The sequence below is a fragment of the Sphingomonas arvum genome, from assembly GCF_026013565.1.
In the GTDB taxonomy this organism is placed as follows: domain Bacteria; phylum Pseudomonadota; class Alphaproteobacteria; order Sphingomonadales; family Sphingomonadaceae; genus Sphingomicrobium; species Sphingomicrobium arvum.
This window is the reverse complement of the sequence record NZ_JAPDOB010000001.1, coordinates 312,185-333,814: the sequence shown is the minus strand read 5'-3', so window position 1 is coordinate 333,814 and position 21,630 is coordinate 312,185. Positions and strand designations below refer to the sequence as shown.

Annotated in this window: 18 protein-coding genes, 1 tRNA gene and 1 pseudogene; 15 read left to right on the top strand and 5 right to left on the bottom strand. The window is 60.4% G+C overall.

Annotated features, from left to right (window positions below; genetic code table 11):
• Window positions 1-17 precede the first annotated feature (17 nt).
• A tRNA-Gln gene (locus tag OMW55_RS01690) sits at window positions 18-91 on the top strand.
• Window positions 92-446: 355 nt separating this feature from the next.
• On the opposite strand, the gene OMW55_RS01685 is transcribed toward OMW55_RS01690, so the two are convergent.
• The gene (locus OMW55_RS01685; RefSeq protein WP_264880322.1) at window positions 447-791 is read right to left on the bottom strand and encodes a hypothetical protein; all 345 of its coding nucleotides are present in this window, start codon (window positions 789-791) and stop codon (window positions 447-449) included.
• A 198-nt stretch (window positions 792-989) separates the two neighbouring features.
• Window positions 990-1,364, bottom strand: a complete 375-nt coding sequence (locus OMW55_RS01680; RefSeq protein WP_264880321.1) for a hypothetical protein — start codon at window positions 1,362-1,364, stop codon at window positions 990-992.
• 634 nt (window positions 1,365-1,998) lie between these two features.
• Between OMW55_RS01680 and OMW55_RS01675 the strand changes: the two genes are divergently transcribed.
• From OMW55_RS01675 to OMW55_RS01645, 8 genes and pseudogenes are all read left to right on the top strand, one after another.
• Complete coding sequence (locus OMW55_RS01675; protein WP_264880320.1) at window positions 1,999-2,277, top strand: hypothetical protein; 279 nt, start codon at window positions 1,999-2,001, stop codon at window positions 2,275-2,277.
• 370 nt (window positions 2,278-2,647) lie between these two features.
• On the top strand, window positions 2,648-4,513 hold the full coding sequence (locus OMW55_RS01670; RefSeq protein ID WP_264880319.1) for a TonB-dependent receptor plug domain-containing protein: 1,866 nt from the start codon (window positions 2,648-2,650) through the stop codon (window positions 4,511-4,513).
• Entirely contained in the window at window positions 4,513-5,055 is a 543-nt protein-coding gene (locus tag OMW55_RS13885) for a YfiR family protein (RefSeq protein ID WP_407822049.1), read from the top strand. The genes OMW55_RS01670 and OMW55_RS13885 overlap by 1 nt, the downstream gene beginning before the upstream one ends.
• Window positions 5,055-5,432: pseudogene (locus OMW55_RS13880) on the top strand (CHASE sensor domain-containing protein); the annotation flags it as partial. The gene OMW55_RS13885 and the pseudogene OMW55_RS13880, both read left to right, overlap by 1 nt.
• Window positions 5,433-5,663: 231 nt before the next feature.
• The gene (locus OMW55_RS01660; protein WP_264880316.1) at window positions 5,664-6,797 is read left to right on the top strand and encodes an ATP-binding protein; all 1,134 of its coding nucleotides are present in this window, start codon (window positions 5,664-5,666) and stop codon (window positions 6,795-6,797) included.
• Between the two features lie 417 nt (window positions 6,798-7,214).
• Window positions 7,215-8,147 carry a vWA domain-containing protein gene (locus OMW55_RS01655; RefSeq protein ID WP_264880314.1) on the top strand — a complete coding sequence of 311 codons (933 nt, stop codon included), beginning with the start codon at window positions 7,215-7,217 and terminating at the stop codon, window positions 8,145-8,147.
• Between the two features lie 29 nt (window positions 8,148-8,176).
• Entirely contained in the window at window positions 8,177-9,523 is a 1,347-nt protein-coding gene (locus tag OMW55_RS01650; protein ID WP_264880312.1) for a protein kinase domain-containing protein, read from the top strand.
• Entirely contained in the window at window positions 9,520-10,782 is a 1,263-nt protein-coding gene (locus OMW55_RS01645) for a metallophosphoesterase (RefSeq protein ID WP_264880310.1), read from the top strand. The genes OMW55_RS01650 and OMW55_RS01645 overlap by 4 nt, the downstream gene beginning before the upstream one ends.
• A 690-nt stretch (window positions 10,783-11,472) precedes the next feature.
• Here OMW55_RS01645 and OMW55_RS01640 read toward each other — a convergent pair.
• Window positions 11,473-14,289 (bottom strand): hybrid sensor histidine kinase/response regulator, encoded by a 2,817-nt coding sequence (locus OMW55_RS01640; protein WP_264880309.1) that lies wholly within the window; start codon window positions 14,287-14,289, stop codon window positions 11,473-11,475.
• A 920-nt stretch (window positions 14,290-15,209) separates the two neighbouring features.
• On the opposite strand from OMW55_RS01640, the gene OMW55_RS01635 reads away from it, so the two are divergent.
• From OMW55_RS01635 to OMW55_RS01615, 5 genes are all read left to right on the top strand, one after another.
• Window positions 15,210-15,515 carry a hypothetical protein gene (locus tag OMW55_RS01635; RefSeq protein WP_264880308.1) on the top strand — a complete coding sequence of 102 codons (306 nt, stop codon included), beginning with the start codon at window positions 15,210-15,212 and terminating at the stop codon, window positions 15,513-15,515.
• A 904-nt stretch (window positions 15,516-16,419) separates the two neighbouring features.
• A complete protein-coding gene (locus tag OMW55_RS01630) occupies window positions 16,420-16,965 on the top strand; it encodes a helix-turn-helix transcriptional regulator (protein WP_264880307.1) in 546 nt (181 codons plus the stop codon).
• Window positions 16,966-17,006: 41 nt separating this feature from the next.
• Entirely contained in the window at window positions 17,007-17,345 is a 339-nt protein-coding gene (locus OMW55_RS01625; protein WP_264880306.1) for a hypothetical protein, read from the top strand.
• 39 nt (window positions 17,346-17,384) lie between these two features.
• Window positions 17,385-17,885, top strand: a complete 501-nt coding sequence (locus tag OMW55_RS01620; protein ID WP_264882047.1) for a hypothetical protein — start codon at window positions 17,385-17,387, stop codon at window positions 17,883-17,885.
• The gene (locus OMW55_RS01615) at window positions 17,816-18,280 is read left to right on the top strand and encodes a JAB domain-containing protein (RefSeq protein WP_264880305.1); all 465 of its coding nucleotides are present in this window, start codon (window positions 17,816-17,818) and stop codon (window positions 18,278-18,280) included. Before OMW55_RS01620 ends, OMW55_RS01615 begins: the two co-directional genes overlap by 70 nt.
• A 1,159-nt stretch (window positions 18,281-19,439) precedes the next feature.
• Here OMW55_RS01615 and OMW55_RS13875 read toward each other — a convergent pair.
• The gene (locus tag OMW55_RS13875; protein WP_407822113.1) at window positions 19,440-19,679 is read right to left on the bottom strand and encodes a winged helix DNA-binding protein; all 240 of its coding nucleotides are present in this window, start codon (window positions 19,677-19,679) and stop codon (window positions 19,440-19,442) included.
• A gap of 499 nt (window positions 19,680-20,178) precedes the next feature.
• Here OMW55_RS13875 and OMW55_RS01610 point away from each other — a divergent pair, with 499 nt between their 5' ends.
• Window positions 20,179-20,385 (top strand): hypothetical protein, encoded by a 207-nt coding sequence (locus OMW55_RS01610; protein ID WP_264880303.1) that lies wholly within the window; start codon window positions 20,179-20,181, stop codon window positions 20,383-20,385.
• A gap of 600 nt (window positions 20,386-20,985) precedes the next feature.
• On the opposite strand, the gene OMW55_RS13870 is transcribed toward OMW55_RS01610, so the two are convergent.
• Window positions 20,986-21,432 (bottom strand): PilZ domain-containing protein, encoded by a 447-nt coding sequence (locus tag OMW55_RS13870; RefSeq protein WP_407822112.1) that lies wholly within the window; start codon window positions 21,430-21,432, stop codon window positions 20,986-20,988.
• Between the last annotated feature and the right edge of the window lie 198 nt (window positions 21,433-21,630).

The following is a 21,630-nucleotide window of genomic DNA, read 5'->3' as shown; positions in this document are numbered from 1 at the left end:
CGCCGTCACGCGATCGTTGCCCGATCGTCTAATGGTAAGACTACGGACTCTGACTCCGTCAATCGTGGTTCGAATCCACGTCGGGCATCCACCGCTTTTCTCAGCCGTATTAATACTTTAGCAGCGCTCAGGACCGCGCCTGAGAGCCTGTGATAGCTGGCAACATGGTTGCGCGGCTTTCCCCAGATTTCCGCCGTTTCCGCTGAAGTTCCGGCGAGTCCATGCAACACAGATGCAACATGCCGGGTCAAGTTGATCCGCTTTGAGACAGGCGGTTCAGGGTGCGAAGCCTACTGCCTGCATGAGCGTTGCCGTGGTCTCGTCCACCTCCGGGCGAGAGCGACGTGGGAGACTGGCTATGGATGTCACCTTCCCAGAGTATCAGTAAGCGTTGCGTGGGCTCGGCCGGGTTAGCTCGGCCGGGCACTCCACCTACTCGCCAGGCGTTAGCCTCGCAACACCCTGTTGGGATCGTCTTCAGCCACTCGGATCAGCAGATTATCGCCTGCTTTGACCTCGTAGAATTCATCATCCCGGCCGGTGTAGCTCAGAGTGCCGCTGTGCTCACGACCATCCGGCCCCTGGTAAAGGAAGTGGATATCGGCCTTACCTTCAACCGACTTGCTCCGCTTACGCTTGACCTCTGCCCACTCGTCGACCTCGTTGCAGTCGCCCTGGCGGCTAGTCTGGACCGGACGGCCCTTGGTAAGTTTGCTGATCTCGGGATCATCACTCGGGCGGGTTTCGATAATAGTGCAGACCCGATCAATGGTCGTCACGGTCGCGGTCACGGGAACGCCACTGCTGCAGCCGCTAAGTAAGGCAATCGGAATGATAAGGAGCAGGCTGGAACGGAGCATCAGGCACCTCGAATGCATTGTAGCCGCATCTTTTAGAGGCAGTGAGTTGATACTTCGTTGTTACTGCAGTCCAGCGCGGCATTTGTCCGCAAGGTTTGGAAAGTTTGGACGCGCAGCTGCGTTGCGCGACTAGCGTGCCAAGCCGATGTTCCAGTCATCAACCGCAAGACGCTCTTCCGGCTTCAATTTGGTAGCAATCGAGATAGAGTTCTGCCGATGCAATTCGTAAAGCTCACGTGGAATAAGCGGCTTGTCGAACAGAACACCCATGAAGCCGCCTCGCGCCCACTGAACGGTTGATAACCGTTCCACATTGGCGATCCGGATCCACAACTCGGTGCCCGCTTGAGGAGCATCGGCGTCGCGCAGCTTCGCTCCGGTCGCTGAGAGGTCCATCACTGCAACGCGATGACCGATGCCTTTACCCATCACGGAAGCCGCAAGCAGGATTGTTGCTCTTGATCCGGCCCGACGCCCGCCACCGATCTTCTTACCGAAAGTCATAGCACAGGACCTCCCGGAGGCTTCCATAAGCCTAATGTGCTAATCTAAAATTGCTGGCTCAGAGGTAATTAGAAGGCGGGGCTACGGCGACCAGCGCTTCACAACGCGACAGCAGCCGGTCCACAGCTCTGCTTGCCTGCCACGAACCAATGGTTCTGCCAGGAGCAATGCCCAATTATGCTTCCACGTGCTCGACTGGGTCGGTTAGACCCGTCTGCGGATTAACGCAGATCAGCCGGTACTTGCGAATAATGGTCTCGAATGTTCGAGAAGCCGAGCAAGAATACAGCTATCTATGTTGAAGCGTAAGCGCCAGCCCTCATAAAGCGACCATGACCAACGAGAACCACGAACCTGAGCAGGGAGCCCGGTTCGACATCGAAGGCCCCGACGAGGACGGCTGTGTGTGGGCCTGCTCGCCAGGTGGACGGCGCGATAACTGGTGCCAAAAACTTGGGCCTGCCGAGAAGGTCGCGGAGAAGCTTAGCCAGTGGCTGGCGAGTTACGACGACGGGGAACGAGCCTAGCAGTTCGGCAAGCTTGGTTAAGGCCCCGACAACTACGTTGAGAAGTCCAGAGTTTAGAAGTCCTGAGATAATCCGAGCATATTCAGCAACATGCTTGGAAACGCACGATGGTGCAGCGTACCTTTTCCGACGAAGCCGACGATTGCCGCAGGTTTGCAGATGAGGTGGAGTGCGCAGCTGACAAGGCGTTCCTCCACCGCATCGCCGGAGAGTTCGATCGGCTTGCCGAGACAGTCCGGTATGAGGATGATCCCGCCTACTATGCGGCACGTGCGGCACAGGAGGTATCCGCAGCCGTGAAGGCCCAACATCCACGCGCTCGCTTAGCGCACCTGCTTATGGCTCAGCGTTATGAGGGCCTTGTTCAACGAGCACGGCAGAAATGAACTAATCGCATGCTCCGCTCTTTGACTACGAAGGTCCAAGCCGCTGATACGACAAGACAGCCCCGGTGGGGGGCAGGCGAAGTGTCCGCCTTAGCCGTCAGGAGAAACTCCGGTCTGCGCGGCCGGATCAGCAAAGTTGCTGGTCCGAAGGGACTTAGAAGTTCAGACTACGCTAGAGTTCGGAGGCCGGCGCTAACGAGTAAGTAGTTGATGAGCTCAGGCCCGCCGTCATTTTCTGCCCGGCGGAGATCGGCAGAGTAGCCCTATCTTAACGACAGTTCGGTAGTGACACTTGACGAAGGAACCATCCTACCCACAGGAACTGGGGGACGGGTGAGGGGCGCAAGTGCATAGATTGAGGAACCTCCTGGTGGCCGTCGCGCACGTGCCGCTGATTGCCGCTGCTATGCCCATGGTAGCCGGAGCAACGGAAACCCCAAATCTTCAAGCCCTCTCTATTGAAGAATTGGCGCAAGTTCCGGTGCGCTCGGCTTCCAAGAGGGACGAGCCGCTCAGTACCGCGCCGACATCGCTTTATGTGATCACTGGCGAAGATGTGCTCAATTCAGGTGCTACGTCGCTACCGGAGTTGCTGCGGCTCGCGCCTAACCTGGACGTCCAGCAAGTTGATGCGAGCCAATACGCTATCACTGCGAGAGGCTTCAACGGCACCGAGACTGCCAACAAGCTTCTGGTCCTTATGGATGGGCGCAGCATCTACACGCCGCTCCAGAGCCAGGTGTTCTGGAACCTCCATTCCCCGCTCGTTCAAGATCTCCAGCAGATCGAGGTGATCAGCGGGCCAGGCGGTACGCTCTACGGACCGAATGCGGTGAACGGGGTAGTGAACATTACGAGCCGCGACGCGCATGATACGCTCGGAACGCTGGTGCGTGGTACTGGAGGAGCTTACGAGCGGACTGCCGGGGCGCGCTATGGAACGGCGCTTGGTAGTCTTGGCGCAATCAGGGTCTATGGTGATTATCACGACCGCGAAGCGCTGCCGACCGGGACGGGGTTTGCTGGGGACGACGCCTTTCGTGGCTGGCAGGTTGGCTTCCGCGGCGACGTGGTGTCCGAGTCCGATCACCTGACCCTGCAAGGGGATTGGTTTCGCAATAAGGCGGAATCCGTGACCGGCGATGGCAACAGGGGCTTCAACTTGCTTGGCCGGTGGCAGCACACCCTGTCCACAGACACCTCGGTCGAGCTGCAGGCCTACTATGATAAGTTCCGCCGTGACTTCATCCTGGTGCGAGATTCACTCGAAACGATCGACGTGGAAGCACAGATGAATGTCACCAAGGGCATTCACAATCTCGTGGCTGGTGCAGGGCTCCGCACAACCCGTGACAAATTCATCAACAACCTCAACATTTTCCAGCTGGACCCTACTTCCAAGCGCCTATGGATCGGGAACGCGTTCGTGCAGGACCGCATCGACCTTGGCCGCGGCATCTCGGTCATCCCCGGCATCAAGGTGGAACGGTCCACCTTTACGGGCTGGCAAGCTCTGCCGAGCGTTCGGTTGGCGTGGCAAGCCAGCAACCGCGACCTCTGGTGGAGCGCGATCTCCCGCGCCATCCGAACTCCGTCACGTATCGACAGGGGCTTGTCGGCGCCGCCCCTTCTGACGCCTGCAACCAACTTCAAGACCGAAAAGCTCGTGGCGCTGGAAGCCGGATATCGCGGGCAGCCAACGGCGTTCGCTACTTTGTCGGTCACGGCCTTTCATAACTGGTACGAAGACATTCGAACGACAGAATCATCGCTAGGCGGTGTCCTCCCCATCCAGCTCAGCAACGGGATCAAGGGGCGCAGCTGGGGCATCGAGGGATGGAGCACTGTTCAGCTCGCAAGCAATTGGCGGCTCACTGTTGGCGGCACCCGCCTGTGGAAAGACTTCTCGGTAAGGAAAGGCCGCACCGACCTCGCCAACCTCGCGGCGATTGGCGACGATCCAAAGTGGCAGCTTAAGGCCGGCACGGACCTTGACCTGGGCAGGAAGGTACAGCTTTCGGTAGATGGCCGCTGGAGCGGCGCCATTGAAACAGCCCCGCGCATCCCCTCTTACGTCGAGGCGTCAGGTCGGATTGGATGGACGGTCACCGATGCGGTTGAACTATTCGTACAGGGCCGCAACCTGCTTCATGCGACGCACCTGGAGAGCAATGATCTCAATCAAGGCCAGCGCCCGCAGCGAAGTATCGTTGCGGGAAGCCGCTTGCGCTTCTGATGACGCGCGTCAGGCGCTTTGTTTTGCGACTGGTCTGCCCGGCGGTTCTTGCCGGAATGGCGTCGCAGGCGCTCGCTGCCTCAAGCGAGATGGCCGTTAAAGCCGCTTTCCTGCCGCGCTTTGCACGCTACGTCACCTGGCCTTCGGGCGTGCAGGCGAGCTCGTCAGCAGCCCTTGTGCTCTGCACCGTAGGTCGAGATCCGTTCGGCGGACTCCTTGAACAATCCGCCTCCGGGCAAGAAGTTGATGGTCGCAGGATTATCGTTCGCCGGCTCTCATCCGCAACGGGCGTCCGAGGGTGTCATGTTGCCTTCGTTGGCGGTAGCCCGGATCAGCCGGCGGGACAGTTACTTGCCGCCATTGGTCGACTCCCGATCCTGACCGTAACGGATTCCACGAACGCCTCTCAACGGGGCATCGTCCACTTCGCGATAGTGAGTGGCCGAGTGCGCTTCTTTATCGATGAGGCGGCCGCCGCCGAGCGACGCTTGACGATCAGCTCGCGGCTTCTCGGACTGGCAGTAGCCGTGAGGACACGCTGATGTTGCATAGTTCTCCCTCCGTCTCAAAGGTTCAGATGGATCAAGCAAGCTGGCGTTCCGGACCAATTCTGATCCTGGCTCTTGCAGTCTTCATCGTTCTTGCGGGCATTGGCACCCTCATCTACAATAATCGGAGCTACGATGCGTTGCGCGAAGCCGAAACGAGGAGTCAGGCAGAAGTCCTTGGAGCCTCGCTGACCGCCGCCCTGGACTTCGGCGACACGCAAGCCATGAACGAGACGGTTTCGGCTTTCCGGGTCAACAAGCAGGTGCGCTGGGTCGGTGCCTTCGACCGCGACGGAAGATTGGCCGCCGGATATAGTCGGACCGGCATCAGGTTGCCGGCTGGCATCGCCGACCTCCCGGATGGGGGCTCCGGTATCCGCGTGATCGTTCCGGTGGAGTCCTCGGGGCAGCAGGTCGGCCAAGTCGGCCTGGAGTTGGATCGGGAAAGCCTCACCCGCAAACTCAGCCGTTACTTCACTCTTGCCGCGCTGATCATCCTGGCTGGGCTGGTCACGGCCGTGCTCGGCCTTGCACAGGCGCGGCTCCGCCGTGCCAATCGCCAACTCGAGGATCGAGCGGAGGCGCTGGCGGCAGCGAACGTCTTGCTGGCCGAGCAGATGGAAGTTCGGGCGCGTGCCGAGGAGCAGCTACGCCAATCGCAGAAGATGCAGGCACTCGGACAGCTTACCGGCGGTATTGCTCACGACTTCAACAATCTGCTGACGGTGATCCAAGGCTCCGCCGATATGCTTGCTCGTGAGACCCTGCCCGATGCCAAGCGCGTGCGGTTCGCCCAGGCGATCGTGCAGGCCTCCGCCAATGCGGCGGCGCTTACCTCGCAATTGCTGGCGTTTGCCAGGCGTCAGCCGCTAAAGCCCGAGCACATCGACGTGAACGACCTGATTGGGTCCATGCGTGACCTTCTTGACCGCACCTTGGGCGAGCGGATCGTCGTGCGCACCGAGCTTGTAGAACATGAGCTGGCCGTCGAAGTGGATCGCGCCCAGTTGCAATCCGCGATCCTCAACATCGCTTCTAATGCTCGTGATGCGATGGCGGGTGACGGACGGCTATGCATTCGGACCCGGAGCGTTCCGGAGGACGATGGTCGCTTGATGATGAGCCTCGACATCAGCGATACCGGCCCCGGCATTCCTCCTGAAGTGCTCGACCAGATCTTCGAACCGTTCTTCACAACCAAGGCCACGGGCAAGGGCACCGGCTTGGGGCTTAGCCAAGTCTATGGTTTTGCTACTCAGTCAGGCGGAAACGTGAGCGTGCAGAGCGAGGTTGGTAAGGGAACAACGGTCACCATCCTACTGCCCATTTGCCCAGCGCATGCGGCTGCCGCCCCGGGGAAGTCGGCGGAAGAGCCTGATGGCATGGTGCTCGGGCGCATCCTTGTCGTCGAAGACAACGTGGAAGTCGGTTCCTATGTCGAGACAATGCTGAGCGAGCAGGGACACCAGGTGGTGCTCGCCACGTCAGCCGAGCAGGCGTTGCAGTTGATCGTGTCGGAGCCGTTTGACTTAGTCTTCAGCGATGTCGTGATGCCCGGCATGGGCGGTCTTCGGCTTGCCGAGATCCTTGAAGAGCAACGTCCCGAACTGCCAGTCGTGCTGGCGACCGGCTACAGCCAGGAAGTTGTGGAAAGCGGCCCCAAGGGCCGCCCAATCATCTTGAAACCCTACCGGCTGGCGACCCTGCAAGATGCTATAGGCAATGCGCTGCGGTGAAACGGCACCGTCGCCCAAGGCTGCGAAGCGATCATTAGCTCGCGCGTTGGTGCTTAATCGCAGCGGAACTTAGAAGGCACGCGCTTCTCACCCGGCTTGAGTTCGTGGGCCTGACCTAAGAGTGGGTAAGCAGCAGCTCATCATGTGCTCGGCGACGGCAGTCCAGACGCAAGAGTTACCTCAGCGAAACTTGTTGCGGCGCTCGGTTACCAATAAGGTGCAGCCCTTCACTACCGAGCGGCCGCGTTTTCGACCATTGCTGCACAGTTCTACAAGCCCAATCAGTCAGGCGCGACGTGGCTGTTGCAGAATCAGCAGCAGGCGCCGCAACGGCCTTGGTCGGAACGTTCATTTCGACGCCTCGTTCGCTCCTTGATTGCGTCGCTTCTACGCGACCACGATTCACGGAGATTTCACATGAGCAGCACCGATCCGACCGCGCCCGCCTCCGAGGACGCCGCGACTGGCCTCTCAACCGATCTGCTCGCCCCGGACGCGGCCGCGACAGCCGCCACCTCGCCCGATGCGAGCGCGTCCGGTTCGCTGCTGGAGCCGCTTCCGTCCGATCCGCCTCCCGCAACGCCCGGCGTCGCCGAAGTCGCCGCCAGTCCGCAGGCTCCGCAGAGCCGTGAAAAGACCAAGGGCGTGGCCGACATCGTCTTCGTGGTCGACATCAGCGGCAGCATGGCCCCGTGCATCGATGCGCTGCGCCAGAACATCGAGACCTTCGTCGGCAGCCTCAGCAGCGGGGATGCCAACAATGCCGCCCCGGTGAAGGACTGGCGGGCGAAGGTCGTCGGCTATCGCGACATCGAAGCGGCCGAGAGCGACGGCTTGCCTTGGCTCGTGGACAACCAGTTCGTGCGCGACCCTGCGGAGCTGAAGGCGCAGCTTGCAGCCCTGCACGCGAACGGAGGCGGCGACGAGCCGGAATCGCTGCTCGACACCCTGTACAAGGTCGCAACCATGGAAGCGACGGCCAAGGGTGCGCAGACGGTCGAGGCCGGCAAGTGGCGTTATCGCAGCGACGCGGCGCGCGTGGTCGTTGTTTTTACGGACGCTTCCTTCAAGGAGACGATGAGCATCCCGGAAGCCAAGGGCGGTTCGCTCCAGGACGTGGCAAATGTGGTTATGGCCAATCGGATCATCCTGAGCGTGTTTGCGCCCAACTTCGAGGGTTACGACCGGCTCAGCCAGATCGACAAGTCGGAGTGGGAGGTCGTCGAGTTCGAGGGCCTCAATGCGCAGGAAGCCCTGCAGAAGTTCACGTCCGATCCCGTCAACTTTCGCAATACGCTGAAGCAGCTCGCGGCGAGCGTATCGAGGTCGGCCGAAACGGTCGCGCTTTGACACAGTGGCGTCGGCCGTAGGAGCGGCCCATGGCGAAGAAGCTCAAGGTCGGCGACACCATCCGCGGCTACCGGATACTTAAGGTATTCGGGCCGGGGATGATGGCCATCTCCTATGCCGCGCAGGCGCCCGACGGCCGCAAGGTGTTCTTCAAGCAGTACAAGTCACCGGCACCCACGGTGGTCTGGTACCGCGACTTCGTCGCCTACCAAAAGGAGCTCGCCGCCCGGGTCGTCCGGGGCAAGGCCGACAATTTCGCGGTCGGCCACGTGGATTCGTTCGAGGAAGTCTGGGGTGGCCGCTGCTACTTCCAGGCCTTCCAGTTCGTCGAGAACGGCGCCGACCTCCAGCAGGTCCTCGACAAGGAGCGGGAAAGCCACCGCGCCATCGGCAAGGCCCCGACCAGCAATCCGGTCATCTGGGCCCGCCATGCGACCTGGGCGAAGGTGCTGGTGGCCGGTGTCGGCGCGCTGCACGACGTCAAGATCGTCCACGCGGACCTCAAGCCCGCGAATGCCTATCTGATCGAAGATCCGACCATCGCCGCGGAGTTCCAGCTCAAGCTGATCGACATGGACTTCTCGCTCCTCGCCGATCGCCGCCCGCCGTGGCACGGCCATCAGGGGTATGTCGGAACCGACAATTACCGCTCGCCGGAGCATCTGACCAAGGGTGGGGTGCCTGGCCTTGCTTCCGACATCTTCACCTGCGGCCTGATCCTGTACGAACTGCTCGCCGGCCGCCACCCTTACTGGTCGGAAGACCAGTCGGACTATGCGCGGCTGGTACATGGCTACACGGCCGAGCCGCCCGCCCTCCTTGGCGAGATGCCATGGCCAGCCAGCAACGGCGACGTCAGCGCGGCGCTTCACCGTTGCCTCAATCCGGATCCGGCCAAGCGGCCGACCGCCGCCGAGCTGCGTGCCATCCTGAGCGGCCGTAACCGCAAGCCGGCAGCGGCGGCTCCGACTGCTCCGGCGCCGAAGCCTTCGGCTCCGCTGCCCCGGCCGGCGGCACCGGCGGCTGCTCCTGCAGCTGCCGTCCCTACCGCCCGCCCGCCGATCACTTCCGAAGCGGTGCAGCTGCGCGGTGCGGATGGGGCGACGCTGCAGCTTCGGATCCGAACCGAACTCGGCAAGCGGCTGGTGCGGCAGTTCGGTGCGGACGGAGACTTTTGGGACGAAGGACAATGCGTGCTGGAGCGGGGTGCGGGCGGGCAATGGTTCGTGCGGCCGGGTGCAGCGGCGACCAATCAGACGCTTCTCAACGGCCGCGCTCTGACCACTCCCCGGCCCTTGCGGGCTGGCGACCAGATCGCGGTCGGCAATGAAGTAAAGAACATTGCCAAGCTCCCGCTGACTGTCCTTCCGGCATGAGCAAGGGTGAACCCGAAGCTTCGGTGACGCGCGCCGGGGAAACGGCGCCGGTCTCCGGCTCCCAACAGCCTGAGCTGGCAGCAACGAACCCGGGCGCGGAAGAAGCCGCCGCCTCCCCGACCGCACCGGCCGAAGCCCCTCCCGCTAAGCCCGCGCCCGACGCCCTGCCGGCGATCATCGACGTTCACGACCTTGACTGGCCGGCCGTCCACGACGCCGTCGCCCGGGCCAGGGAGCGGTCCCGGATTCGCCAAACGGTGGAAGCCTTCGAAGCCCTGCTCGACCGCGCCGGCGGCCCGAGCCTGATGTTCGATGGGGATCGCGCCATGCCGGGAGACCAAGCCATCAAAGTGGGAGAGTTCGACGCCGCCGCACCCTTGTGGATCATCGGCGACCTGCACGGCGACTTGCTGGCGCTCGAAGCCGCCCTTGCCCTAATCGACAAGGACGCTGCCGACACCCAATCACCCCCGCCCCGCATCGTCTTGCTCGGCGACCTGTTCGATGACGAGGGCTTCGGCCTCGAACTGCTCCTGCGCGTGTTTGAGCTGGTGATCGCGGCATCGCAACGGATCTGCGTCTTGGTCGGCAATCATGACGAAGCTATGTCCTACAATGGCGTCCACTTCGCTTCGAGCGTGTCGCCGGGCGACTTTGCCGACTTCCTCAACGCCAACCTCGCGCACGAATGGATCGAGCGCGCAGGCAAGCTCGCCGTGCGCTTCTTCGCCCAGGCGCCGCACGCCCTCTTCCTGCCGGACGGGCTGCTCATTGCTCACGCCGGCTTTCCGCTCAGCGACCTCCACGCCAAGCTTGAGGAAACGGGCGACTGGAACGATCCGGCCTGCCTGTCCGACTTCACCTGGACCCGAGCGCATCCGAGCGCGCGGCGGAAGATGCCCAATCGCTTCAGTCGTGGAAGCCAGTTCGGGCGGGAGGATTTCGACGCCTTCTGCGAACTCAGCACCCGGATGGGCCGTCCGGTGACGCACATGGTTCGCGGCCACGATCATGGTGAGGAGCGCTTCATCACCTACCCGGCTTACAAGGCGCATCCGATACTAACGACAGTGGCCCTGTCGCGCCGCCTGCCGCGCGAGGCCTTCGGCCCGTTCGAGCGGGTGCCGACGCTCGCCCGCTACGTTCCCGGCGTGCTGCCGCAGGTCCACCGGCTCCATGTGCCCCCAGAACTGGTCGCTTCGATCTTTCCGCCGCCTGAAGGCAGCGCAACCGCTCCAGTCGCGGAGTGCGACGCTTGAGCGGCATTGTCCTGCGCTGCCCCAACTGCGGTACCGTTCAGCCGGTCGAGGGCGAGTGCGACGCCTGTCACGAGGCGGCGGTCCGCTTCTTCTGCACCAACCACATGCCCGGATTGTGGCTGGAGGGGAGTGCCTGTCCTCAGTGCGGCGCCCGCTTCGGCGATCTCGTGCCGAGTCGGCCGCCGCCCGCACTGCCAAGAGCTGCTCCGCTCGAGGTCGGAGTTCCACCGATCAGCCGGTCGACAGAAGCGGATGAACCGGAACTCTGGGAAACTGAAGTGCCGACCCGAATGGATCCGGGTCGCCTTGGCCGGACTGGTCCGGACCCTTTCCGCATCCTTCTGGGTGCCATGATGTCCGCAGCTCGCGCAAGGTCGGCACGGGCGGATCGTCTCGACCATGAAGATCCAGTAGGGGGGCGACCGCGCGGAGGATGTTGCCTCGGAAGGCTGCTCGTCCTTGCGCTCCTGCTGTTTGCACTGGCGTTGCTGGCGCCGATGTTCTTCGGGGTATTCTTCGGGTTCAACTGATCAGGCGAGGGTGCCAGCCAACGTTGGAGGCCGCTTACGAGTGCTTAGTGGTGCACTATGAACGGCCGCATGCGGCGAAATCGCGTGTCTCGATTTTTGTCTTAGGGGATGTCCGGTTTTGCCGATTGCCGCCCGAAAGCAGTCGGTCCGCTTACCAGCATCAGCGGCCCTTCGCGATCAGGCCGTCCAGCGCTGAAGCTAATTCGTGCTTGCGGAATGGCTTAGTTAAACGCGGAAATTTGGTGGGCAGGCCATCGATGTCAGCATAGCCAGAAATCACGAGGACGCGTGTAGTCGGATGCGACCGCTTCACTTGCTCGGCCAGTTCTGTTCCGGTCATCCCAGGCATAAGGTGATCGGTGAGGAGGAACTGGGCCCGCCACGACTCGAGGACGCGCAGGGCCTCTGCGCCGCTCGCAGCTTGGCGTACCGTATAGCCCATCTCCAGAAGCATCTCGGCTGTCGAAATACGGACCGACTCCTCGTCGTCCACCAGCAGGACTGTGCCCTTGGCCTTCTCGGGTCGAATTGTCGCATCGAGAACGGTTTCTGGCAGCGTCTGAACTCCTTCGGCGACCGGGAGTATAAGCTCGATCGTTGTGCCCAAGCCCAATTTCGACTTGATGACCATTCTGCCGCCAAGTTGAGAAGCTAGTCCGTGCACCATCGACAGGCCGAGGCCAGTGCCTCTGCCAATCCCCTTGGTTGAGAAGAACGGTTCGATTGCCTTCGCTGCAACCTCCGGTGTCATCCCAAGACCGGTGTCGGAAACAGCAATAGAAACATATTTGCCCGGCTCCAACTCGCCCGATGGGCCCGTCGTGAACGCAACTCTCCTCGCCGCGATCGACAGCTCCCCGCCCTCAGGCATGGCATCACGGGCGTTCACACAGAGGTTCAGCAGCGCCATCTCGAGCTGGTTGCGCTCCGCTAGTGCTGCCGGCAGACCGTCTTGGACGTCGGTCGAAACTCGCACACGCGGACCTGAGGTGCTTGCAACCAAGTCAATCATCCCGCCGATAGTCGCGGAAACATCGACGGGTCCAAGCTGGAGGGGCTGACGTCGCGCAAAGGCGAGGAGGCGTTGAACCAGCGTCTTGGCCCGTTCGGCACTTTCCAGCGCTGCCCGAAGGAGACGCTGCTCACGTTCGCCCAGGCCTGGCTTCTGCACGACCAGATCGAGGCTACCGAGAATCGGGGTCAAAAGATTGTTGAAGTCGTGGGCCACGCCGCCGGTGAGTTGCCCCATGGCCTCCAACTTCTGTGACTGGCGCAGCTGCTCGTGAACGCGCTCCAGTTCAACCGTTCGGTCTCGGACACGCCGTTCAAGGCTCTCGTTCAGGGCGTTGAGTTCTGTCTCCAGTCGCTTCTGGTCGGTGACGTCGATCTTAATGCCGTCCCAGATGGTCGACCCATCAGTCTGCTGCCGCGGAGCGGAGATGATCCTAGCCCACCTGACCTCACCATCGGCGCGCCTGAAGCGGACCTCATGATCAAAGGGGCTGAGCGATCGGATTGCTTCTTCCTCGGCAAGAGCGAGGGAGCCGGCATCCTCCGGCAGAATGGTCCTATAGGGCAACAGCGGTTCGGCCGCGACCTGATCGAGACTGTAGCCGGTGAGCTTCTCAAAACTTTGCGACAGGAACTGGAAGCTTCGGCCCTCGCCATCTGCATCGACCCGGACCTGGTAGACCATGCCTCCCGGAAGATTATCGGTGATCGCGCGGAGGCGGGCCTCGTTCTCGCGCAGCGCACGCTGGGCGGCGTCTCGCGCCGTGTCGTCGCGGAGGGTCAGCACCGCGCCAATCTGATCTCCTGCCTGATCGCGGATTGGGCGCGCGCCGCCAATTGCAAGAATTGAGGTGCCGTCGGGCCTCTGCACTAACCAACGGGCGTCCTCGACGGTCTCACCTCGCAAGGCACGCGACAGGGGCAGCTCGAGCGGCGGATACGGTCTGCCGTCTTCCGTAAAGAGGTGGTAGGTGTCGCTGTAGTGTCCGGGCTCCACCCCGAGCGCCCCCACACCATGCAGGCGAGCAGCCGAGTCGTTGACGAAAGTCAGCCGTCCGTTCGCATCGGCGACGATCACTCCTTCCGCCAGCTGCGCCAAGATCGCGAATTGCTCCCGAAGTTCCTGCTCGGTCTGCTTGCGATCGGTAATGTCCTGCAGGGTGCCGACGTAACGGACAGCTCTCGGTTGCCCGCCAACGTCGTCGAACACCGCTTCGCCATGGGCGATCACCCAGCGTATGGATCCGTCCGGACGCACAATCCGATATTCGTAGGGCTGTACCTCGCGCAGCTCCGGATCGAGCGCCCGACGTGCCATCGCCGAGGTGCGCGGATAATCGTCGGGATGGGTAACGGCCTTAGCGTTTTCGTAGGTGACCTCCTGTTCGGGGGCGAAGCCGCAGATCTCCTTTGCCAGAGGAGAATAGGCCATCCGGCCGGTTGCGATTTCCCAATCCCAAATACCGAGCGAGGCTGCGTGCGTCGCAAGCGCCAGACGCGCTTCGCTGGTCCGCAGTTCGTCCGCGGCGCGGGTCTGCTCGGTGATGTCCTCCTGGACGCACAGCCAGTGGAGACGTCCCTCAATATCAACTGCGCTGATGCGTGAAGTGGTAGTGAAGACCTCTCCATCTTTACGGCGGTTGCGCCATTCGCCGCGCCAAAAACCTGACGCCTTCAGCTCGGCAATGACCGTGGCGACAATCCGTTCATTCTCGTCAGGCGGATAGGCATTCTGAACCGAGACGTGCTGGCCGAGCAGCTCTCCCGGCCGATAGCCGAACATGCGGTTCTCGGCCGGGTTGGTGTAGACAATGATGCCCCCCTCGTCAGACAAGCTCACACCTTCGGACATGTTGTCCAGCAGGGTGCGATAGGCATCGGCGGGCAGAGCGGATCTGTTGAGCCGCGTAAGTTCCTCTGCACCAGCTAGGCTGCTGGTGGCTATTGGCGCTTTGTCAGACTGCATGGGACCAAACTCAACCAGCTCCCGTCGGCGTCGCGACATCCGACAAGCGCGCCATTTCCGGCGATAGAAGGCGGCGGTGCGAAAGCAAGGTGGACTTGCAAGTCTTAAGGCTCGGGACGCTGGGCATTTAGTCGATGAACGGGCCAAACAGCGGCTGCGGGCTGCGGAGCCCTGGTGCTCTGATAAAGGCTAAGCCGCTCATCTGTGATATTCGAGCGTCAACTATCTCCCTCAGCTGACCCGAAAGCAGCCGTTCCACTTACCACCACCGGCGGACATACAATCTGTCGTCTCCGTAATCTTCAATGCCCGCCTTCGACCCATGGCACGCCTGCGCTTCGCAGGACCCTTGCGAGACCTTCCTCGAGGTCGAGCGATTCCCATTGCTGGAGCGGGTTTAGATGCTCAACAAACTCGGGCAGCAAGCGCATGCCGAAGCGCCTTACAGGACCGCTCGATTTGTACCCGGCCTTATGCTGATCGAAGCGCCAGTCGGGATCGCGCGAGGTCTGCCCCACGTACAAACCCCACCGCTGATGACGTCGGGGATCGTGTAGCAAGATCACGTACACTGAATGCCTGGCGCCGGGGCTATTGGCCGTGCTTGCCCGGAGCATACGGGCCGCCCGCAGGGCTGCAGGCATCCAATCCGGGTTAGTCATCTGACGGGGTTATCGACCTAGCCCGCTATGTCCGCAATGGGTGGAAAGCGGACGTGGCCGAGTTTAGCCTTGGCTCAGCGAAACCTCCGCCTGACTGCTGAATCGGAGCAACAACAGATGAACGCCTGTCGAGATTTGAAGCGTCTTGTTGCTCTTGCTGTCGTTTTGGTCGGGTTCAGCAGTTCGGCCTTGGCAGTCCCGCCTTACCCTCCTGCTCAAAAGGGGTCGAAGGTAAGCTCCTACACATGCCACTCGGACGTGCTGACGTTCAAGGAAAGCTGGAACTACTCCGCTTCCACGAAACGGAAATTCGAGGTTCTCGTCAACGACAAGAACCTTTCCCATGCTGATGCGCAGAGCGTCACCGAAGAGATCGCCGCGAGCGGACCTTTCCAAGCTGATTTCGCGGTCTGCACCAACACCGGCTTCGAGTTGATCCTACTGAGATACACACCATCAGCTTCGCAAATGCACCTCGGTTTCAGCGGACGCGCGCTCAATCGGGTTAGCGTGTCGGATGCGTCAACGGGGTTCAAGCTCATCGACCGGTCTCCGACGAAGTGAACCATGCTTAATGTCCGCTATGGGTCGAAAGCGGACATCGGAGCAGTTCAGTTCATTCGGCTTCTCGTCGCTGATAACCGGGCGGAGCGAGCCAGCCAGGGGGTGCAGGCGAGCTCCAGGGCCAAGTCGGGACCCGCTCCAAGTTTACCAGAGGCGCCACCCACCCGAGCTGCTCAAGTCGCTTCCGCAGCCTGCTGTACGGTTCAGACAGCCCTTCGCTGACGTTCCGAGCGGCATCGCCTGCGCACTCCCAATAAGCTCGCACCAGCTGACGATCACGGGCGTACCGATGCACCACTAGCAGCGCGAGCCTCACCTCCACCCCGGCGACTGATCGGCCCGGAGAACGGGCGACAGCAGCCTCCAGTATCTGGAGGGCAGTTCCGAGAAGCTGACTGTCGAGCTTACCCACGCGCCTCGGCAGATTAGCCGGGCGGCGAGCATAAGGAACAGGGAGGATGCGCAAGTCCGGTGAGCCACAGCCCACGCGCCGGCAGTGCAAGTAGCGCGTAATCTCGGACCACACCTGACTGCCGCCAATCTCCAGAAGATACTTTGCTAGGTCGTCTGGAGCCCAGTCGTCCTCGAACCCGCACCGGCGGCACGTGAAGCGCACATCAGCTTCAATCTTCTTGAGATCGGACAGATACTTCGGATGCCCTACCATGGGTCGCCATATGCATTCGAACAAAGCAAGAACACCAGCGATATCCCCGGCGGATGTGCGCAGTCGGGAGCCTTCGATGTCCCTGCCAGCAACCGGCGACAGGGTTGCTGAGCGGTCGAACGCTTACGCAGAACTGAAAAGGTGAAACAGTCATGCTATCAGCAGCGAAGAGATTAGGTGCTTGGCTGCGTACCAGCTTCGGCTGAAAGGCAGGCCTCGCACCACCAGGTGACGGTTATGCGTGCGTTCCTCACCAACGTCCTGTTTCGCTCGAACCCGGAGCGTCATAGAGACAAGCCAAAAAAAGGACTGAAGGTGGCAGAACCTGAGATTGCCCGTGAAGGCTGGCCGCTGACTTCCAGGCAGATGGAATGCCTTGAGCGCTTCTGGCAGCGTAAGAACGCCAAGGAGATCGCGCTCGAGCTCGGCATTTCACACGAGACCGTAGAGATTCACCTCAAAAGGTGCCGGCAACGCCTCGGTACCGCGACTTCTATTGATGCTGCCCGCATGGTGTTCGGCGACCACGAACAGGTAACGGTCAGACCGTATTACGACCCAACGGGGATACCGGCTCACGACGATCCGCTTCAGCTGGGCCCCACCCCAACAGCGCACACGTTCTGGGGGGTGGCTAGCGAGCAGGCCCCGATCAATCGGTTCGGTGCCGTGGCGACCCTGGCGATAGTCCTGGCAGTTGCCATCGTTTCGATCGGCGCTGTGGCCCTGTTGATTACAGCCGGCCAGGGGATCGTTCAGCTTGGGAGCGCCATGGGTTTCTAGCCTCCGTCAAGGGGTGCGTGCGCACCACAGGAGACTACCCAGTGCTCAACGCTCGCCACAAACTCGCTCAGACAGTTGCCAATGAACTGCTCCCCGCAGAGAGGGATGTTGACGAAGCCATCCTGCGCAGCTCGCGCTTGGCGATCGCCGTGGTTGAAGGTCGCAGGACCCTTAAAGTGCCGCTTACCACTGGTCAGGAAGGACTTGAGCTTGTCACGCAAGCAGCGGCCAGCCTGGTTCATGCCCGTGGCTTGCTCGCGGAGGCACATGTGGCTTTCCGTCAAACTCAATCCGAGATTGGACTTGATGCCTTCTCGTACGGAGACATGGGCGAATGTCCGCCCGCTAAGGGCGAACTCAAAATCGTCGAAGCGGCTTGAAGGATTAGTCAGGCAAGAGTGCCGGTCGGGTCACCCACAATGATTCGCCTCGGCCTCTTCCTGGCTGCCTTTTTCCTATGCGCGACTTACGCATACAAAGTGGGCGGGCAGCCGGAGCGTGCCGCGATCACGGCTCAGGGTTTTGCTCTGATCATCACATTATCGACCGAACTCTTACGCGGCTCCGTAACTTTTTCTTTCTTGGTTTGGGGCTGGCTCGTGGCGGACACCCTGCTCATCTTCATGCTGATCGCACTTGCTCTGCGGGCGAACAGAATTTGGACCATGGTGCTGGCTGGCCTTCAGCTAGCCGCGATTTTCGCTCACGTAGCGAAGGCTCTGTACCCGCAACTTCCGCCACTTGCTTACGCCCTCTTCCTGCAGTTCTGGGGCTGGCCGATGCTGGTGTGCACGATGGCAGGAACGCTGAACCATCGGAGCCGAGTACTTCGTGGCGTGTCGCAGCCAGAATGGAAGCCGAGGATCATCATGTTCGCCGGTCAGACCGAAGCACCGCACGTTCCCCTGCGGAGGTCCTGAACTATCGGGCTGTCCTAAATTCTAGAAAGAAGGTCGCCGACTTCGTTCGCAACTTTCCAGTGACGGGAAGTTACTTACGGGTTCTGTTCGTAGATGGCGATTGTGGCCTCATTGATAGCGCTTTGCTGGCAAGCAGCGATCACGGGGTGCTTGCAATTGACGGCCGCAAGGTACTTGAAGACGCTTATCTTATTGGTGCTTCGGCATTCATCTTAGTGAGAGGTCTTAAAAGCCCAACCGCGCGCCTGCCGATGCGCGAGATCGACATGGCGAAATCATTGCGCGCTCTTTCAGAAAGCGTAAATGTATTCCTCCTTGATTACATCGTTATCGACGGATCAGGCGAGAAGGGCCTCTTCGCCGTTCGAGACGCGGATCGATTCCAGAATGATTAACCGCCTCCCAAGCGGAGCGACCACGCAACCAGCTGATGGACAAAAGCTCGGCCAAGTCCGAGCGCTTATTGTGGCTCCACTTCAACAAGGATATTCAGGGGGATGCGGTCGATCAGTGCCGCCACGACAGATGGGGTCTAAGGAAGATCTGCAGTTAGCAGCTGCCGAAATCCTTCGCATGCGCCGCCGACGAGAAAGTGCAATGCCTCCACGGCTTATCGACGAGGCTGTTTGGGATATCTTGTTGGTAGCGTACACCTCCCCAAACGAGGTAATCCAAACCAAAGAACTTCGCGCATCATCCAACTTAGCAGATGCAACAGCTTTCCGCTGGATATCGGTGCTGGAACGTGAAGGCTTGCTCGAACGGGCTGTCCACCCGACCAGGACAGACCGTCGAGCGAGTTTCTTCAAGTTAACGTTTGCAGGCCGGGGATACGTTGAACACGCCCTGCAGGCCATCCTAAGGGATTAGCAGAACCTCCGTGTTTTAGGCGATCTGTTAGTCTAGTGAGCGTCACTGACGTATCCTGCTGATGAAGTCTGCAGATCCTAACAGGTTGGCGGAAGACCACCCTGCGGATCGCTATACAATCCGCTGATCTCAGCCAAAAACCGGTATGAAGCACGGCATGAAGTTGCGGAATGGATTATCGTGGCCGAGGGTGCGCTCAAGCATGCGTCTTTCCGGTCCTTTGCCGTCCCAGAAGCTTGCATGTGCTGGCGTGACGGGAACGGTGGCCACCAAGGACAAAGCGGCAGCTCAAAGCAGGCGAGATTTCTTCACATATGTTAGCTCCTCTTCAATTGAGGGCGTCTGTCTGGGACCACTTTTTTGAGTGCTACCGGCCGCGTCGATGTGAACCGAATAAGCCAGCACTGATCTGCTTCGGACCACTCTGCTTCTTGCGTGGATTACCTTGTATATGTTCGATGCGCTCGTGTGCGGCGCAAAGGAGCGATCTCTGGAGGGCACCAATTGCTTGCAGTTGCGATGGGTGCTCAGTTCTCAAAAGCGAGATGGAGCGATGCAGCCGATCGCCTTTCGCTCTTCGTGAGCGCTAGCCACAGCTGCTGCATAGACGTTGCTACGTCTCAGAGCCTGCTAGATGATCCATGATGGGCTTACTGTGAATCTGTTGAACGCTGCCACGAGGTTTCACAAGCCTTGCAGCAGCTCAGACTCCATCCACAAACGCATTTTCGTGAAACCCTCATTTGTGAGCGTGACGTACACTCGACGAGCGTCTGTCCGATCCGGTTCTCGCTTGATAAGCCTTCGGCGTTCGAGGGCCGCTAACCAGCGAAGGGCCGTGGAATGCGGGATGCCTGCGCTGCGACCAACAACAGAAGTCGGGTTCCGCTGCTGGACGAGATCGCAGACGAAAATGTCTAGCATCATATCCCAAGCTGGATCGAAAAAGAGATCCTCTCCCAGCGCTTCTATCCGCAGTCTACGAAGCCTCATTACGCTCTTAGCTTTCCGAAGTAGATCAACGCTAGCATCGGGTATAAAACCATCGCGTCCCAGACCGGCACGGTCGAAACTTCTGGGGTCAGAGTCAGCCGCGTTTCGAGTTACAGCGCGGCAGAAGCAGCACTTGCAGTCTTGTGGGGTGCCCTCAGCGGCACTTGCACCGGATGACAGAAGACGAGCGAGATCAAGAGGTTGGTGCATACTCATCAACGACCCGTTCAATTACAAGCACCGAGCCCGCCTTTGCTAGTCTACAACATTGCTCCCTGGAACGCCTTAATGAAGGTATTTCATCCATAGTGGAGGCAATTGAAGCCGAAGCGACTAACCCTAACAGGTCACAGATGAAGACATTTCACGAAATTATTTCAGGTTCGCCAGATTGCCCTCCGGGTTGGCTATGAACGGCCCTGCAGAGGTGATGACGGACACGTCCGAGGCGAGCGACGACAAGGCACATCTCGCCCTGCAATTGCTGCAGCAGGCGCTCTGCATTGTTGACGATTATCTCGCCGATGGCGTTCTCGGGGCGAAACTCAGCGATTGCGTTGAGCGTCTTCAGCAGTCGATGGAAGCTTCGCGACCGTTTTCCAGCTCGTTGAGCTCAGGTCATACGCGCAATGATTAAAGCGCTTGAGTTTAGAGGTTACCTTTGCCACTTCTCACTTGTTCGGCGTGTCGAACAGGAGGGCGTCATTTTCCCCGGACGTGGCGCTCTCCATACAGCTATTCGGCCAACTGACGCGAGGCCGCCTTTGCGCGGGGCAACCGGGTTGCGAGCCTAGCCTTATTCTGAACGAGATTGCTCGTGCGGCCGCCTCAATACGCGGAGCAACTCGCACTCTGCTGCAATAGATATGCAGTCCACGCTTGACCGCTAGCGTGATCAATCTGGCACGATCAAAATCATAGAACTGCCTTCGGGAACGTAGCGGAAGATCGTCCCCGAATTTCGGCAACTGACGCCTGAAGCCGGTTTCAACCAGCGCTTGCCTTCCTGCACTCGGAACCTCCCCTTCGGCAGAGTCGCGCAAATCTCACCTGTTTCGCGGATCCATATACGCGGCGCGACACTTATTCGTATCGAGATTGCAGCTTGCGATTTGCCGTTGCCAGCCAGTTGTGCAGGCGCTTGCGATGGACAGATCGCCATCACTGCTCCCGCGACGGCTGTCGCATATAGATTTTGCGGCATGTCAAAGTCCCCACTCGAACCCGCGGCGAGCCATCAGCCAATGGCGCTAGCTTGGATGCACCTCGCCAAGTCCTTCAGAAGAACAACTTCGTTGAACGACACTCCTGCCTGATTGCCCTTCTGCCAGCGGATTTGGGCACCCAACGTGCCTAGGCCAGGTATTCCGAGCTTTATCGATGGTTGGAGAAACTCCGGGTCCGCCAACGTCAGTCCGGCTCCCCGCGGCGAGACGTTGACCATGGTACCAGCTGAAACAGAGGCTCCGCTCCTCACAAGAACCTTGGTGCTGGTGCTCAGACGAGGTGCCCTGGCACCGTTCACCGGTGCGCAAAGAACTGCCTCGAGTTCGCTTTGAGAGAGGGGAGAATAAAACTGGATGCCGGTTTCGTGGCCCTTCTGCCACGCTACCCTACCGCTATAAGTATGACCGCCACGCAACTTGATCGTAAGTTCTCTTGATGCCGGTGCTTCGCCGAACATACGGACGTTAAGGCCACCTGCGCCGAGATTCACAATGAGCCCCAGTTGAGCGCTCCTCGCAGACTCTATCAGCCCTAACTGAAGAACTAGCGAGTGACGTTTAACTCCCCTGCGATCACGTATTACATCTTTTAAGGGCTCAGCAGCTTGATTAACTTGCATGAGAAGCCTCCTTCCTGTGGCTTCTCATACGTGGGC

Coding starts and splice junctions, on each gene's coding strand:
- OMW55_RS13885 (WP_407822049.1), top strand. CDS start 4,513: ATGACGCGCGTCAGGCGCTTTGTTTTGCGACTGGTCTGCCCGGCGGTT.
- OMW55_RS01645 (WP_264880310.1), top strand. CDS start 9,520: ATGAGCAAGGGTGAACCCGAAGCTTCGGTGACGCGCGCCGGGGAAACG.
- OMW55_RS01675 (WP_264880320.1), top strand. CDS start 1,999: ATGGTGCAGCGTACCTTTTCCGACGAAGCCGACGATTGCCGCAGGTTT.
- OMW55_RS13870 (WP_407822112.1), bottom strand. CDS start 21,432: ATGTTCGGCGAAGCACCGGCATCAAGAGAACTTACGATCAAGTTGCGT.
- OMW55_RS01620 (WP_264882047.1), top strand. CDS start 17,385: ATGATTCGCCTCGGCCTCTTCCTGGCTGCCTTTTTCCTATGCGCGACT.
- OMW55_RS01630 (WP_264880307.1), top strand. CDS start 16,420: ATGCGTGCGTTCCTCACCAACGTCCTGTTTCGCTCGAACCCGGAGCGT.
- OMW55_RS01640 (WP_264880309.1), bottom strand. CDS start 14,289: ATGCAGTCTGACAAAGCGCCAATAGCCACCAGCAGCCTAGCTGGTGCA.
- OMW55_RS01610 (WP_264880303.1), top strand. CDS start 20,179: ATGACGGACACGTCCGAGGCGAGCGACGACAAGGCACATCTCGCCCTG.
- OMW55_RS01650 (WP_264880312.1), top strand. CDS start 8,177: ATGGCGAAGAAGCTCAAGGTCGGCGACACCATCCGCGGCTACCGGATA.
- OMW55_RS01680 (WP_264880321.1), bottom strand. CDS start 1,364: ATGACTTTCGGTAAGAAGATCGGTGGCGGGCGTCGGGCCGGATCAAGA.
- OMW55_RS13875 (WP_407822113.1), bottom strand. CDS start 19,679: ATGCTAGACATTTTCGTCTGCGATCTCGTCCAGCAGCGGAACCCGACT.
- OMW55_RS01615 (WP_264880305.1), top strand. CDS start 17,816: ATGGAAGCCGAGGATCATCATGTTCGCCGGTCAGACCGAAGCACCGCA.
- OMW55_RS01655 (WP_264880314.1), top strand. CDS start 7,215: ATGAGCAGCACCGATCCGACCGCGCCCGCCTCCGAGGACGCCGCGACT.